The sequence below is a fragment of the Chitinimonas sp. genome (genome assembly GCF_036568685.1).
Lineage (GTDB): Bacteria > Pseudomonadota > Gammaproteobacteria > Burkholderiales > Chitinimonadaceae > Chitinimonas.
Genome location: NZ_DATCSC010000114.1, coordinates 1 through 14923 on the forward strand (window position 1 = coordinate 1; position 14923 = coordinate 14923).

The 14923-nt window shown below is 64.5% G+C and carries 12 protein-coding genes; 8 read left to right on the plus strand and 4 right to left on the minus strand.

What is annotated here, in order from left to right; translation table 11 throughout:
- The 5 genes from VIM95_RS16010 to VIM95_RS16030 form a co-directional block, all read left to right on the plus strand.
- On the plus strand, positions 1–996 hold a 996-nt coding region (locus VIM95_RS16010), incomplete at its 5' end, for a M66 family metalloprotease (RefSeq protein WP_331987682.1).
- 73 nt (positions 997–1069) lie between these two features.
- Positions 1070–2686 carry a response regulator gene (locus VIM95_RS16015; protein ID WP_331987684.1) on the plus strand — a complete coding sequence of 539 codons (1617 nt, stop codon included), beginning with the start codon at positions 1070–1072 and terminating at the stop codon, positions 2684–2686.
- A 205-nt stretch (positions 2687–2891) separates the two neighbouring features.
- Positions 2892–3482, plus strand: coding sequence for an RNA polymerase sigma factor (locus VIM95_RS16020; RefSeq protein ID WP_331987686.1), 591 nt, complete (start codon positions 2892–2894; stop codon positions 3480–3482).
- Positions 3479–4012 (plus strand): hypothetical protein, encoded by a 534-nt coding sequence (locus VIM95_RS16025; protein ID WP_331987688.1) that lies wholly within the window; start codon positions 3479–3481, stop codon positions 4010–4012. The genes VIM95_RS16020 and VIM95_RS16025 overlap by 4 nt, the downstream gene beginning before the upstream one ends.
- Positions 4013–4022: 10 nt before the next feature.
- Positions 4023–5105 carry a hypothetical protein gene (locus tag VIM95_RS16030; protein WP_331987690.1) on the plus strand — a complete coding sequence of 361 codons (1083 nt, stop codon included), beginning with the start codon at positions 4023–4025 and terminating at the stop codon, positions 5103–5105.
- A 395-nt stretch (positions 5106–5500) separates the two neighbouring features.
- On the opposite strand, the gene VIM95_RS16035 is transcribed toward VIM95_RS16030, so the two are convergent.
- Complete coding sequence (locus VIM95_RS16035) at positions 5501–6676, minus strand: NAD(P)/FAD-dependent oxidoreductase (protein WP_331987692.1); 1176 nt, start codon at positions 6674–6676, stop codon at positions 5501–5503.
- Positions 6677–6859: 183 nt separating this feature from the next.
- Between VIM95_RS16035 and VIM95_RS16040 the strand changes: the two genes are divergently transcribed.
- Positions 6860–9193, plus strand: a complete 2334-nt coding sequence (locus VIM95_RS16040) for an autotransporter domain-containing protein (protein ID WP_331987694.1) — start codon at positions 6860–6862, stop codon at positions 9191–9193.
- An 85-nt stretch (positions 9194–9278) separates the two neighbouring features.
- Here the strand turns inward: VIM95_RS16040 and VIM95_RS16045 are convergent, their stop codons facing one another.
- Complete coding sequence (locus VIM95_RS16045; protein WP_331987696.1) at positions 9279–11303, minus strand: M3 family metallopeptidase; 2025 nt, start codon at positions 11301–11303, stop codon at positions 9279–9281.
- 165 nt (positions 11304–11468) lie between these two features.
- Between VIM95_RS16045 and VIM95_RS16050 the strand changes: the two genes are divergently transcribed.
- Together VIM95_RS16050 and VIM95_RS16055 are read left to right on the plus strand one after the other, a co-directional pair.
- A complete protein-coding gene (locus VIM95_RS16050; protein WP_331987698.1) occupies positions 11469–11999 on the plus strand; it encodes a gamma carbonic anhydrase family protein in 531 nt (176 codons plus the stop codon).
- Between the two features lie 92 nt (positions 12000–12091).
- Positions 12092–13006, plus strand: a complete 915-nt coding sequence (locus VIM95_RS16055; protein WP_331987700.1) for an acyltransferase — start codon at positions 12092–12094, stop codon at positions 13004–13006.
- A gap of 67 nt (positions 13007–13073) precedes the next feature.
- On the opposite strand, the gene VIM95_RS16060 is transcribed toward VIM95_RS16055, so the two are convergent.
- The gene (locus VIM95_RS16060) at positions 13074–13865 is read right to left on the minus strand and encodes a LytTR family DNA-binding domain-containing protein (RefSeq protein WP_331987702.1); all 792 of its coding nucleotides are present in this window, start codon (positions 13863–13865) and stop codon (positions 13074–13076) included.
- Positions 13844–14917, minus strand: coding sequence for a sensor histidine kinase (locus VIM95_RS16065; protein ID WP_331987704.1), 1074 nt, complete (start codon positions 14915–14917; stop codon positions 13844–13846). Before VIM95_RS16065 ends, VIM95_RS16060 begins: the two co-directional genes overlap by 22 nt.
- Between the last annotated feature and the right edge of the window lie 6 nt (positions 14918–14923).

The following is a 14923-nucleotide window of genomic DNA, read 5'->3' on the forward strand; positions in this document are numbered from 1 at the left end:
AAGATACTCAGCGAGGTGGAGGACCTTCGTGGCCAGGAAGCACCGACCCGGCACTACTTCGGCTTTGTGCCTCGACCCAGCCTGACGGGCGCACAGACCGTGGGCCTGGGTTACCAGAATGGCCCGGGCTTCCTGCGCGCCGATTCCGCCGTCGGCCTTGATGCCCGCTACAACGAGTGGGAGCGGACCATGGTGCACGAGCTGGGCCATAACTTCAGCCGTGGTCATGCGCCTTGCGGCAACCCCACCGCGGTCGATACCAGCTATCCCTACGCCAACGGCGTGCTGAGCAGTACGCCCTTGTACGACAGCAATACCGGCACGCTGTATAGCCCTAACGGCCAGACCGATGTGATGGGCTACTGTAGTGGTACCTGGTTCTCGGACTACAACTACCGCGGCACCCAGACCTGGCTGGAGAGCAATGGCTATCCGCTGATCGCCGGTGCGGCCGCAGAGACCGACCTCTTGCGTATCCGTGGTTATGTCGATGCTGCCGGCGTGGTGCATTTCAGCCCGCTCTCGGCCAGCCGTGGCCAGCCGGTACTGTATGCCGGCGGCAGCCATGTGTTGCGGTTGACCCTGGCCGATGGTTCGGTGCAGGAACAGCGCCTGCGTACCGTCCCCATGCCGGACAGCAATGCCGTCGCCTTCCATCTGGCCGTGCCCTATACCGGCGAGTTGGCCAAGCTGGAGGTGCTGAAGGACGGGCGCGTTCTGCCACAGGAAGCGCTGGCCCAGGCCGACCGGGTGGGCGGTGCAGGGGCGCCCAGCGTTGATTGGCGCGAAGCCGGTGGCGAGCTGCGCCTGAGCTGGAATGCCGCAGCGTATCCGCGTTTGTCGGTCACGCATGTGGGCAGCACCCGCACGGTGCTGTCGCAAGGTTTGACCGGTGGCAGCGCCCGTATCTCCCTGGCCGGCGTGCCAGAGGGTGGTCGCCTTGAGTTCTCGCTGGGTCGAGCGCTCGATGCCCGCGTGCTGGTCGTGAATCGTTGATCGTCGCTGGGCCGGCACGCGCCGGCCCAGCGGACCCCCTGTCTGTGGCTCGCTGCATAAACCGGGATAGTCCATGCAACAACGCGCCCTGGCGGCTTTGGTCGCCGACCCATCCTCCACCGTCCGCCTGTCGCTGCGGGCCATCTTGCAGGGCTGCGATGTCAGTCGCATCGATACCGCCTCCACCATCAGCGAGGCGCGGCGCCGTCTACTAGACGGCAAATACGACATCGTGCTGTGCGAATACCACTTCGACTCGGAAGAAACCGGCCAGGATCTGCTGGAGGAAATGCGCGCGCGCAAGGCGCTACCCTTGTCGACGCTATTCTTTGTGGTCACCGCCGAGGCCGCCTACAGCCGGGTGGTCAATGTGGCCGAGGAAACGCCGGACGACTATATGCTCAAGCCGGTACAGGCTGGCGAGTTGGCCGAGCGCATAGAGAAGGCCTTTCTGCGCCGGCAGGCCTTGATGGAGATCTACGAGGCGCTCAACGAGCAGCACTACAACAAGGCCCTCAAGGTCGCCCAGCAGATGATGCAGATGAAGACGCCGTATCTGGCGGACATCATCCGCCTGTCGGCCAACATCCTGTACCGGCTGGGCCGCTATGAAGAAGCGGCGGCCATGTACAAGCGCATTCTGGAGACTCGCAATCCGGCCTGGGCCAAGCTCGGCCTGGCCAAGGTCGCGTTGCGCCAGGACGATAAGGAGACAGCCGAAGGGGCGATGCTGGACATCATCAACCAGCATTTCCGTTACCTGCCGGTCTACAACCAGTTGGTCGACTTCTATCTTGCGGACGAGCGCTATGCCGAGGCGCTGGAGATCACCGAACAGGCGATCAAGATCACCCCCAACAGCCTCAAACGATTGCAACGGGCCGGGCAGCTGGCCTACAGCCTGGGGGACGCCACCAAGGCGGCCGAGTACCTGGAACGGGCGGTACGCATCAACGGCAAGGCGGTGGACCTCGACTACCGCACCATCTTTCACCTGGTGCTATTGCAGTACGACAAGGGCCAGGCGCCGGATGCGGCCAGTCTGGTCAAGCAGCTGGCAGCCAAGCACAAGGCCGACGCTACGCCGACCGATGGCCAGCAGGGTGACTGGTATGGCCAGATGGCGCTGGCGACCGAGGCGATCGCCCGCCGCGAACCGCTCTCGGCCATCGACATCCTGCGCAAGCTGGCCGAACACTGGAGCGCACCGGATTTCACCTTCACCTTTGCCCTGGACTATCTCAAGGTGGTCGACCGTCTGTATGCCGACGATATCGCCGGCACCCTGGTCGAGTGGGTGCAACCCATCGCGGTGCGTTTTGTCACCGGCCGACAGGCGGAGGAACTGCTGACCCAACCGCTCGCAAGACGTACCCGTTTGACGGAGGTTGTCGCCAAGGCGGGTGAATTCGTCGCCCAGATCACCAACCAGGCGGCCCAACTGGTCAAGGATGGCAACTTTCGCGCAGCCGTGGAGCGGCTGACCCGTGAGGGCGAGCGCACCCGTAACAACCGGCTGCTGGCGGCGGCCGCCAATGCCGCGGCAAAGGCCTTCCTGGAGCACAAGGAGCCGGCCTTCAAGGCCCAGGCCGAGACCTGCCTGGCGCGCATCGTACCCCCGGACGAAGGCTTGGCGCAGCGACTCTCGCGCCAGATGGCCAGCGAGGGCTCCGACAGTCCGGCGAGCTAGGCGCCAGCTCAAAATCCTAGCTCTTGGTGCCGGTCTGGAAAGGGCCTGGCACAAGGCGTCGAGCGATGGCAATAGCCTGCTATTGCTTAGGTTCACAACGCAGTGGACGGCCCTTTCCAGACCGGTACCGGCCGTTTTTTTGTGCTGGCTGGAACCTTTCCCCCCGCTCGGCTGAATACGTTTAGACAAACGTACCCTGCCCACCGTGAACCCGACCGCCACGCTTGCCGACGCCGAGCTCCACCAACGCCTCCAGCACGGGGATGAAGCTGCCTTTGCTCAGCTCTACCGCCGCTACAAGGATGCGGTCTATCGCTTCGCCCTGATGCTCTGCGGGGCAAGCGGTGTGGCGGCGGACGCGACCCAGGAAGCCTTCCTGCTGCTGATCCATGCGCCGGCCAGTTACGACCCGGCCAAGGGGGCCTTGCCGGCCTTTTTGATGGGCGTGGCGCGCAACCACGTGCGGCGCGGCTTGGTTCATGCGCCGTTGCCCGATCTTGAACCGGATGCCGCTGGTGAGGACGAGGATGGCGATGCCGAGCACACCGGTAGTCCGCTGGCCGGCTTGTTGTCGGCGGAGACGTTGGCCAGCCTGCGCACCGCCATCGCCGCGCTGCCCTTTGCCTACCGCGAGGTGGTGGTGTTGTGCGATCTGCAGGAGCTGCCTTACCAGGACGCGGCAGCCGTGATCGGTTGCCCGCTGGGGACGGTACGGTCCCGACTCAACCGCGCCCGCGCGGCGCTTGCCGGCCACTTGCTCAGTGCACAGTCAGCCGGTTTGGAGACGACATCATGACCCGCCACGAGACTGAACTGTCGGCGGCCTACGCGCCGCTGCGGCAAGCCCTGGCTGAGCTGCGGGCCCCCGACGCACTGGAAGCACAGCTGCTGGCGAGCTACCGGCAAGCCTATGCACCCGCACCCAAGCTGCACGCCCGCCTGCTGGAGTGGCTAAGGCAGGAACGCAATCTCTGGCTGCCGCTGGGGGGCGCCTGCGTGGCCGCCTTGGCCGCCATGCTCTGGCTACGCCCCCTGCTGCTGCAGCGGGGGCCGCTGGCGCCCAGCACGATCGAGGCTGCGGCGCAGCAAACCACGGGCGAAGAGCTGGCAACCGCTTTCTTCCCGGTCGGTGACCCAGCCCGCATCCAGGCGGCAGACCATGCGCGCATGGTGCGGGTGACCATGCCGCGAGCCGCCCTGGTCAGCTATGGCCTGCCGGTCAATCCGGCCTTGGCCGATCAACCCATCGAGGCCGACATTCTGGTTGCCGACGATGGCAGCACCCTGGCGCTGCGCTTTGTGCGCGGCAATCATCATCTGATGTAGAGGACGCACCATGAATACCCTCCTGAAACCGCTGGGCCTGGCTCTGCTGCTGGGGCTGCCGGCCACTGCACTGGCCGAGGATGTGCCGCTGTTGCTGGCTGCCGAGACGGCGACGGCGCCCAAGGCGGCACCCGTTGAGCGCACCCGCAATGTGGTGGAGAAGCGCATCGTGATCACCCGGGTAGGCGAGGATGGTCAGGTGGCACCCATGGCGCCTATCCCCCCGATTCCACCGATCCCGCCGCTGCCAGAAGTGATCAATCTGCAGCTGCCGGATATCTCCGGCATGGTCGAGGGGGCCATGGCCTTCACCGGCCAGGAGTTCGCTGCAGGTGGCGCAACCGTCGCTGGAGCCCCTTATAGCGCCGAGGCGCAGACCGAACGCGTGCAGACGCTGCTCGACGGTAACCGCCTGATCAAGCGCTCCACCACCCGGCTGTACCGCGACGAGCAGGGCCGTACCCGCCAGGAGATCCTGGCCGACGACGGCAGCGTGCGGCAGGTCTTTATCTTCGATCCGGTGGCGGGGGCGCACTACCTCCTGAGCCCCGCCAGCAAAAAGGCGACCAAGCTGCCCTGGGGCAAGGGCGGTGGCGAGCGGGTCGTCGTCAACCGTACCGTGGGTACCGACAAGGAAGGCAAGGTGCTGACCCAGGAACGTATAGTCAAGCTGGGTGACCTCAAGGGCGCGTCCGCTACCCGCATTGTGGTCATGGGTGGTGAAGGGGAGGGCGCCCCCTCCACCCGCTCGCTCGGCAACAAGGACATGGATGGGGTCAAGGCCGAGGGCAGCGAGTACACCCGGGTCATCCCGGCCGGCCGCGTCGGCAACGAAAAGCCCATCCAGATCGTCACCGAGCGCTGGTACGCTCCCGAGCTGAAACTGGTACTGGCCACCACCACCCGCGACCCACGCACCGGCGAATCGAGCTACAGGCTGGCCAAGCTCAAACGTAGCGAACCCGACAGCGCCCTCTTCAAGGTCCCGGCCGACTACCAGCTGCGCGACGTCCTGGCCGACCTGCCCAAGCCACCCATGCCACCCAAGGCCCCACCCGCACCGCCGGCTCCGCCAGCCGTACCCAAGGGCTGAGTAGCAACGACTTTGGAGATGAGACTCCGACCGGGGATCAAGGGAGCCGCAATTAGCGCTTATTCAAAGCACCCGCGAGCGTAGCGAGGTTCCCCGGCCGGCGGGCGGGGGCGGAGGGGGCGGGACTAAAGCAAGGCGAGAGCCATGTTTCAGCACACATAAAAGGTTAACGCCCGGGTTACCCGGGCGCAGCGAATACGTCGATATTGACTGCCGCCAGTTTCATCCACGGCTCGAGCGTAGCGAGGCTCCCCCGCCGGCGGGCGGGGGGCGGAGGGGGTAGGGACTAAATCAAGAGTAGGGCCAATCTTTCAGTCATCACAAATGATTAGCGCCCGGGTCCCCGGGCGCCTGCGCTGAACGTATCGAACATGCGACGTAAATAAGCCCAGGCCCTACGCGTGCTGGCCAGCCACCCACCCCGAAGACCACGCCCACTGGAAGTTGTAACCCCCCAGCCAGCCGGTTACGTCCACCACCTCACCAACGAAATAGAGGCCGGGCACCTTGCGGGCCATCATGGTCTTGCTGGATAGCGCGTCGGTATCCACCCCGCCACGGGTGACTTCGGCCTTCTTGTAACCTTCGCTGCCGCTGGGCTTGACCCGCCAGTCGTGCAAGTGGTTGGCCAATGCCGCCAGCTCTGCAACCTGGTACTGCTTCATGGGCTTGACCTCGCCATGGGCGGCGCAGAAAGCCTGGGCAAAGCGCTTGGGCAGCCAGTCCGCCAGCACATTGGGCAGGAGCATGTCGGAACGCCGCGCCTCTTCGAACAACTGGCTGACGTCGCGGCCAGGCAAGAGGTCCAGGCTGATCTCGCGGCCGGGCGTCCAGTAGGAGGATATCTGCAGGATGGCGGGGCCGGAGACGCCGCGGTGGGTGAACAGCACGTTCTCGCGAAAGCTGGGCCCGTCGCCACCGTGGGCTTCGCAATCGAGCGATACCCCGGCCAGTTCGCCGTAGAGGTCCTTGGGCTCGAAGGTCAGCGGCACCAGCCCCGCCGCCAGCGGTGTGACCGGCAGGTCGAACTGCCGGGCCAGGTCGTAACCGAAGCCGGTGGCACCGATGGGGGGGATGGACAGGCCCCCGGTGGCGATCACCAGGCTCTGGCAATGCCAGGTCTCCCGGTTGGTACGCACCACAAAGCCGCCGTCGAGCGCTTCCACGCTTGCAATGCTTGTGCCCATGCGCCACTCGATGCCGACCAGATCACATTCGGCCTTGAGTAGATCGATGATGTTCTGCGCCGAATCGTCGCAGAACAGCTGGCCCAGCTTCTTTTCATGCCAGGCCACGCCGTAGCGGTTCACCAGGTCGATGAAATCGTGCTGGCTGTACTGCGCCAACGCCGATTTGCAGAAGTGCGGATTACGCGACAGATAGCGGTCAGCGGCAGCCTGGGTATTGGTGAAATTGCAACGCCCGCCGCCGGAGATGCGAATTTTCTCGGCCAAGCGCTCGCTATGGTCGATCAGTGCAACCCCGCGTCCACGCTGGCTTGCACTGGCGGCGGCCATCATGCCGGCAGCGCCGGCACCAATCACGACGACATCGATGTCTTGTCTTTGCATCTAGTGTAATAACTCTGAAATGACATATAGTGGCAGCGGTCCATTGCCCGCCAGACCAAGCCCCATGCGGGTTGCGGCCAGAAACCCGACCTGTGTCCGGCATATCGGCCAAGCGCTAGACCAAGGCGCCGCCAGGGCAATACAAATTCTAAAGCCTGAACCCCTCCAGGAGAGAGACATCCTATGAAACGCTTCGGTCTTGCACGCACCGTCATCACCTCCGCCTTGGTCGCGGCTGCCTTTGTCCCGGCTGCCCAGGCCGCCGGCAGCTATTCCAATGTGATCTTCTTCGGCGACAGCCTGACCGATGCCGGCGCCTACTACGGGCTGCCCGGCGTACCGCAGGGCAACCGCTGGACCGTGCGTAAGCCGGACGGCTCGGTCAACGACCTGTACGCCGATATCCTGGCCCGCAAGTACGGCTACAAGCTCAACCCGGCCCTGGTCACCGACCTCTTGGCTGGCAAGGTGACCGCCGGTGCCAATGACTTTGCCGAAGGTGGTGGCGCCATGCTGAGCAGCAGCCTGGACCCGGCCGACCCGCTGCGCAACGGCAAGCTCCTGCCCTTCCAGATCTCCACCTACCTGGCTGCCAACGGCGGCAAGGCCGACCCCAATGCACTGTATATGGTCTGGGGCGGTAACAACGATCTGGCCGCCGCACTGACCAACCCGGCTACCGCCCAGACCGTGGCCGGTCAGGCTGTCGCCGCCGTGGTGCAACAGGTTGGCGCCCTCAAGGCCGCCGGTGCCAAGCACATCATCGTCGGTAACGCGGTCGACATCGGCCGTACCCCGACCCTGGTCAATACCGTGTCGGATGGCGTGGCAACCGCCTTCTACGCCGGCGTGAACAACGCCACCACGGCCAATACCGTGGCCGGCGCCATTGCCCAGCGGATCGGCCAGAGCGGCAATGCCGCGCTGATCGGCCTGATGAGCGGTGCCATCCAGACCGCCAGCGGCCAGGCCAGCACCCTCTCCAACATGAAAACCGCCGGCACCGCAGCCGTACGTACCGCGCTCAATGCCGGTGGCGCCGACCCGGCCGCACAGACCGCCGCCTACCAGGCTGCCGGTAGCGGCGCCGAGAACGCCATCGCCAAGAGCTACGCCACCACCGCCGCCAATGCGGCCGTGGATGCGCTGGTCGCAGCCGGTGTGATCGACGCCACCCAGGCTGCCCAGCTCAAGGCCGGCGTGCCGCTGGCGCTGACCCCCACCCTGGTCGCCAATATCCAGGGCAAGGTCTATGGCACCTGGGCAACTGCCTCGGTTTCCGCCTCCAGCCTGGCCAATTCGGTGTTCAACGCTGCCCTCAACGGTAGCCTGGGCCAGGTCGGCAATGTGGTGGCCATCGACATGAACAAGCTGATGGCTGAAGCCCTGGCCAACCCCAAGGCCTTTGGCTTTGACAACGTGACCGGTACTGCCTGCGCGGCCAGTGCCAACGCCTGCGTACAGGGTGCACCCGGCTACGATTCGAGCAAGAACTTCTTCTTCTCGGATGGTTTCCACCCCACCCCGCAGACCCACGCCATCCTGGCCCAGCTGATCACCTCTACCCTGGACGCACCGTACTACGCCGCCCAGCTGGTCAACAACCAGCCGGTCGCCGTCAACGCCGCCCAGGCCGCACTGGACGAGCGTGCCGGCCAGGCTCGTTCCGTCGGCGCGCTGGATGGCTTCGCCCGTGTCAGCCGCCTGAACAACGATCAGGATGCCAACAACGGCGCGCTGCAGAGCGATGGCAGCAACACCGCCGTGACCGTGGGTCTGGACTACCAGGCCGGCGGTAATACCGCGGTTGGCGTGGCCTACACCTATGCGCACAACAAGACTGACTTCGCCGGTGATGTGGGCGGCTTCAAGGCCGCCAACCACCTGCTGTCCTTGTTTGCTCGTCAGGATATTGGCGCGATCAGCGTGGTCGGCGATGTCTTCATGGGTTCGACCCGCTTCAACGACGTGCACCGCAACGTACAGCTCGGCGCGCTGCATCGTGTGGAAAGCGCCGATGCCCGTGGCAGCCAGCTTGGCTTCCGTGTGGCCGGCAGCTACCTCGTTTCGCTGGGCAAGGTCAGCGTGTCGCCGACCGTCAGCCTGGCCTACCGCGAGAACAAGGTCGGCGGCTACTCGGAAAACTGCGCCGACGTTGTTGGCGCTACCAGCTGCAGCACCTCCATGCGCTATGAGCGTCAGCGCGTCGACTCGTTGCTGGCCGGTCTGGGCGCCAAGGTGGAAGCCGATCTGGGCATGTTCCAACCCTTCGGTTCGGCCATGTACTACCACGACAGCAAGGATAAGGACCGCCATGTCAACGCTGCCCTGGTCGGTCAGGCTGCGACTTTCGACACTGAAGTCTTCACCCCTGACAACAGCTACGGCGTGCTGAACATCGGTGCTCGTGCCAAGCTCAGCAAGACCTTGAGCATCTACGGGGCTTACAGCAAGACCGTCAGCGCCGGCGACGAGAAGCGCGACTCCTTCTCCATCGGTGTGCAGGGCGCCTTCTGATCCAGGCGTTAAGCAAGCAACAAAAAACCCGGCCTAGGCCGGGTTTTTTGTTGGCGGTGGCGCATGCCGCCAGCCGTCGCCAGCATCACCCCGCCATGCCGCTATGCCGCAGCAACGCGTCGATCTGTGGCGCCCGACCGCGGAAGGCCTTGAAGCTCTCCATGGCCGGCCGGCTGCCGCCCACCGCCAGCACTTCGCGACGGAAGCGCTCGCCGGTCAGGCGGATCTCGGCCGGGGTCTCTTCAAAGGCCGCGTAGGCGTCGGCGCTTAGCACCTCGGCCCATTTGTAGCTGTAGTAGCCAGCTGCATAGCCACCGGCAAAGATATGGCTGAACAAGTTGGGAAAGCGGTTCCAGGCCGGCGGGATGTTCACCGCCACCTCGTCGCGCACCCGTGCCAACAATTGCAGCACGCTTTCCTTGCCGGCTTCATACCGGCTGTGCAATTCCATGTCGAAGAGGCCAAACTCCAGCTGTCGCACCGTGATCATGCCGGCCTGGTAGTTCTTGGCTGCCAGCATCTTGTCGTAGAGGGCGCGCGGCAGCGGCTTGCCGCTGTCCACATGCTGGGTCATGGCCAAGAGGCGCTCCCACTCCCAGCAGAAGTTCTCCATGAACTGGCTGGGCAACTCTACTGCATCCCATTCCACGCCGTTGATGCCGGCCACGCCGAGCTCACCGACCTCTGTCAGCAGCTGGTGCAGACCGTGGCCCATCTCGTGGAACAGGGTGATCACTTCGTCATGGCTGAAGGTGGCGGGCTTGCCATCCACGCCGGCGCCGAAGTTGCAGGTCAGGTAGACCAGCGGCGTCTGCACGCCGGCCTGGGTCTGGCGGCGATTGCGGCAGTCGTCCATCCAGGCGCCGCCGCGCTTGCCTTCGCGGGCATAGAGGTCGAAGTAGAACTGACCCACCAGGCTGCCATCGGCCCGGCTCAGGCGGTAGAAACGCACGTCAGGGTGCCACACCGGCGCGCTATCGAGCTCGGCCTTGAGGCCGTACAGCGATTCGATCACGTCAAAGAGGCCGCTCAGCACCTTGGGCTCGGTGAAGTATTGCTTCACCTCATGCTCCGAGAAGCTGTAACGCGCCTCCTTGAGTTTTTCGCTGACGTAGCCCAAGTCCCAGCTCTCGATGCTGGCCAGACCCAGCTGCTCACGGGCAAAGGCCTCCAGTTCGCTGCGATCGCGCTGAGCATAGGGCTTGGCACGGCGCGCCAGGTCTCGCAGGAAGCTCAGCACCTCGTCGGGTGTATCGGCCATCTTGGTGGCGACCGAGTATTCGGCGTAGCTGGCAAAGCCCAGCATCTGCGCCAGTTCCTTGCGCAGGGTGAGGATGCGGTCGATGGCGGCGGTATTGTCCCACTCGGCCGGACCAAACTCGGCGGCGCGGGTGCTGTAGGCGCGGTAGAGTTGTTCGCGCAGGGCGCGGTTGTCGGCATAGCTTTGCACCGGCAGGTAGACCGGCATATGCAGGCTCAGCTTGTAGCCGGGCTTGCCGTCCTTCTCGGCCTGGGCGCGGCACATGGCCAGTACGTCCTCGGGCAGCCCGGCCAGCTCGGCTACGTCTTCCACGTACAAGCTATAGGCGTCGGTAGCGTCGAGCAGGTTCTGCTCGAACTTGGCCGACAAGGTCGCCAGCTCTTCCTTGATCGCGGTAAAGCGCGGCTTGTCGGCTTCCGGCAGCTCCGCGCCGCCCAGGCGGAAGTCGCGCAAAGCGTTTTCGACGATGCGCTTTTGCGCCGCGTCATAGCCGGCATATTCGGCGCTGGCGGCCAGCCGCTTGTACTGGCCGAACAACACCAGGTTCTGCCCCACTTCGGCACCGAACTGGCTCAGCTTGGGCAGGTTGGCGTTGTAGGCATCGCGGATGGCCGGCGTGTTGACCACGGCATTGAGGTGGCCAACCTGGCCCCAGGCACGACCCAGTCGCTCGCTGGCATCGTCCAGCGGGCGGACAAAGCTGTCCCAGCTCACCGGCGAGACGGTCTCGGCCGCGCGCACTGCGGCGCGAGCGGTCTCGAGCAGGCTGTCGATAGCCGGCGTGATGTGGTCGGGCTGGATATCCGCAAAGCGCGGCAGGCCGGAAAAGTCGAGTAGGGGATTGCTCATCGCTTGGGCTTTCTATGTCGGCGGATTGCGCTTGTAGTCCTAGATGCGGGCGTTGCGGGGCAAAGCAAGCTGACCCTGCCCGGCGATAGCCGCAAGTTTACCCTGCGCGGAAAAAGGCGTCGGCTCAGCTATACTCGACCGCCTGATTTCAGTGGAGTTTCCCGCATGGCTATTCGTTCCTTCAAGGGCATCACACCCGTGGTGCCGGATTCGGCCTATGTCGACGAGTCAGCCGTGGTGGTGGGTGAGGTCGTGCTGGGCGAGAACGCCTCGGTCTGGCCCGGCGCCATCGTGCGCGGCGACGTCAACCATATCCATATCGGCAAGGATTCCAACGTCCAGGATCTCGCCTGCCTGCATGTCAGCCACAAGCGGCCGGAAGATCCGCAGGGTGCGCCGCTGATCATCGGTGAGCGGGTCACCATCGGCCACCAGGTCACCCTGCACGGCTGCACCATTGGTGACGAGTGCCTGATCGGCATCGGTACCATCGTGCTGGACCGGGCAGTGATCGAGCCGCGGGTGATGATAGGCGCCGGCAGCCTGGTGCCACCGGGCAAGGTGCTGAAATCCGGCCACCTCTACCTGGGTCGGCCGGTCAAGGAAGTGCGCCCGCTGACCGAAGAAGAGATCGCCCACTTTGCCTACAGCGCCCAGCACTATATCCGACTGATGCGCGCCCACCAGGAAAGCTGAGCCGGCGGCCCGATCCGTTTGTCGTCTATGCTGTTAACACCCCGGTCGGCCTATACAATGCCGGCCAATTCCCCCGTTGTGATGAGTTCTTCATGCTGAATTTCCTGCCGGCGCCCTTGCTGGGCGTGGTATCCACGCTGTTCCTGGTACTGAACGTCCTGCTCTTCGGTGCCTTGATCCTGACCTTTGCGGTACTCAAGCTGATCCTGCCCTTTACGGCGGCACGCCGGCCGCTGGATCGCCTGCTCAATGCCTTCGGCCAAGCTTGGGTGCACGCCAACAGCCTCTGGATATCGTTGGCACAGCGCGTACGCTGGCAGGTGGAGGGGCTGGAGAAGCTCAACCTGCGCGGCTGGTACCTGGTGGCCTCCAACCACCAGAGCTGGGTGGACATCATCGTGTTGCAGCGTTCCCTGCGCGGCCGTATCCCCTTCCTGAAGTTCTTCCTCAAGAAGGAATTGATCTTTGTGCCCATCATCGGCCTGGTATGGTGGGCGCTGGATTTCCCGTTCATGAAGCGCCACACCGAGGCCTTTCTGAAGAAGCACCCTGAAAAGCGTGGCCAGGATCAGGAAACCACCCGCCGCGCCTGCGAGAAGTTCTCGCTGGTACCGACCTCGGTGATCAATTTCCTGGAAGGGACGCGCTTTACCCGCGCCAAGCACGATAAACAGGATGCTCCCTACCAGTACCTGTTGCGCCCCAAGGCGGGCGGCATTGCCTTGGCAATCAACGCCATGGGTGAGCGCTTCCAGTCGCTCCTGGATGTGACCATCTTCTACCCAGAGGGCATCCCCAGCTTTTGGGACTTCCTGGCTGGCCGGGTTCGGCAGGTTGTGGTGCTGGTCAATGAGTTGCCCATCCCGCGCGACTTCGTGCACGGCGATTACAGCGGCGATCCGGTATTCCGTGCACGGGTGCAGGCCTGGGTGCATGAGCTCTGGCTGGAGAAGGACCGCAAGCTGGCGGCCCTGCGCCAGCAGTTTGCCTTGCCGCAAGCCGCCTGATTTGGCGGTACGAATCCCCAAACAAAAAGGCCGCCTCAAAGGGCGGCCTTTTTGTTTGCCCGTATACCTACATCTGCTTGAACAAGTGGGCGTAGGCGCGGCTGACCGAGACCTTCTCGGGCCGGGACTTGAGGCTGAGGGTGACCTTGCCGGTGAAGTCGCGGCTTGCTTCGGCGATATCGCGCACATTGACGAGGGTGGCGCGGTGCACCTGCCAGAACTGGTCGGCATCGAGCTGTTCCAGCAGTTCCTTTAGCGAGGTACGGATCAGGTACTCGCCGTCGCGGGTCAGCACCGTAGTGTATTTGTCGGCGGCATGAAAGTAACAGACATCGTCCACCGCGATCAGCTTGACCTCATTGCCCTGGCCGGCACGTATCCAGGTGAGCCGGTGGTTGCCTGCCAAGGCAGGGTGGCCGTTACCCAGCGCAGCGCGCAGGGTGTCGAGCAGGGCGCCGTTGGGGCTGGGCTGCTGGCGGCTGGCGAGCTTGTCACGCAGTTTGTCCACCGCCCGCTTGAGCCGCTCGTCGCTGAAGGGCTTGAGCAGGTAGTCGATGGCATCCCGCTCAAAGGCTTCGACCGCATATTGGTCGAAGGCGGTCACGAAGACGCAGTGGCAGCCTTCGGCGCTACGAGCCACCTCCAGGCCGCTCATGCCGGGCATCTTGATATCGAGAAAGGCCACGTCCGGCTCGTATTCGCGCAGTGCGGCGGCGGCCTCGGGGCCGTTGCGGGCCTGCGCGACGATCTCCAGCTCGGGCCACAGCAGGGCCAGCTTGGTCTTGAGGTAGTCGGCGAGCAAAGGCTCGTCGTCGGCGATCAGGGCGGTTGGGCTCATCATGGCAGCGTGGGCAGGCAAGGCAGTTCAAGTCGGGCGGTCACGCCGCCCTCCGGGTTGGCCGAGAGCGTCAGCCGGGCCGTATCGCCATAAAGCGTGGCGAGGCGGGCGCGCACGTTGCTAAGGCCCACGCCCTGACCATGGACCTCGGCTGGCAGGCCTAGCCCATTGTCACAGACGGTAGCCTCCAGATGGTCGCCGACTCGGGCCAGATGGATTTGTACCGTACCACCTTCGACCTTGGGCTCCAATCCGTGCCGGACCGCGTTCTCGACCAACGGTTGCAGCAGCATGGGCGGCAAGGTGCTATCGAGCAGCTGCTCGGGGCAGTCGATCTCATAATTCAGGCGGTCACCCATGCGGATCTGCAGGATGCCCAGATAGGCGCTCAAGAGGTCTAGCTCCTGCCGCACGGTGCCGTCGGCGTGGCGGGTGCGAGCCAGCGAGGCGCGCAGATAGTCGTTGAACAGGCCCAGCATGCGTTTCGCAGTGCCGGGCGAGACATCGATCAGGCTCTGCACGCTCGCCAGGGTGTTGAACAGGAAGTGCGGCTCGATCTGGGCCTGCAGCATGCGTAGCTGAGCCTGCATCAACTGCTTGTCCTGTTCGCCGCGTTTGGCCTGCTCGGCATGGTAGGCCGCTTCCAGCCGACCGGCTTTTTCCCGGCCCCAGAGGATGCTGGCGGTCACGGCGGCCGACAGCATCATCAAGAGCAGGCTGGCCAAGAGCTCGGCCGGGTATTCGCGCACGATCTTGAGCAGCTCTTCAAGCTGAAAGCGCAGCAGCCAGTTCAGCACCAGACCGAGCACCGCAGCCACGGTGATGGCGCCGATGAAATAGATCGGCTCGCGCCGTGGCGAGGGTTTGATGACGCTGAAGATCAGCGTGATGGCGACAAAGACGCTCAAGCCCACCGTGTGGATGGTGAGCATGACCCGCCATGGGGGCGATTGGCTGGCCAACGAGAGGAAGGTACCGGCCAGGGTACTGATGCACAGCGTGACCAGCAGGTTGCGCCAGAGGGCGCGTTTGACTTGCCCGACCGGGGTGGGAGCGTGAGGTGCGGAAATCATGCCGCG

Bases quoted from the DNA above. Each gene is read 5' to 3' on its own strand.
- VIM95_RS16025 (WP_331987688.1), top strand. From the start codon at position 3,479: ATGACCCGCCACGAGACTGAACTGTCGGCGGCCTACGCGCCGCTGCGG.
- VIM95_RS16035 (WP_331987692.1), bottom strand. From the start codon at position 6,676: ATGCAAAGACAAGACATCGATGTCGTCGTGATTGGTGCCGGCGCTGCC.
- VIM95_RS16055 (WP_331987700.1), top strand. From the start codon at position 12,092: ATGCTGAATTTCCTGCCGGCGCCCTTGCTGGGCGTGGTATCCACGCTG.
- VIM95_RS16065 (WP_331987704.1), bottom strand. From the start codon at position 14,917: ATGATTTCCGCACCTCACGCTCCCACCCCGGTCGGGCAAGTCAAACGC.
- VIM95_RS16015 (WP_331987684.1), top strand. From the start codon at position 1,070: ATGCAACAACGCGCCCTGGCGGCTTTGGTCGCCGACCCATCCTCCACC.
- VIM95_RS16045 (WP_331987696.1), bottom strand. From the start codon at position 11,303: ATGAGCAATCCCCTACTCGACTTTTCCGGCCTGCCGCGCTTTGCGGAT.
- VIM95_RS16050 (WP_331987698.1), top strand. From the start codon at position 11,469: ATGGCTATTCGTTCCTTCAAGGGCATCACACCCGTGGTGCCGGATTCG.
- VIM95_RS16030 (WP_331987690.1), top strand. From the start codon at position 4,023: ATGAATACCCTCCTGAAACCGCTGGGCCTGGCTCTGCTGCTGGGGCTG.
- VIM95_RS16040 (WP_331987694.1), top strand. From the start codon at position 6,860: ATGAAACGCTTCGGTCTTGCACGCACCGTCATCACCTCCGCCTTGGTC.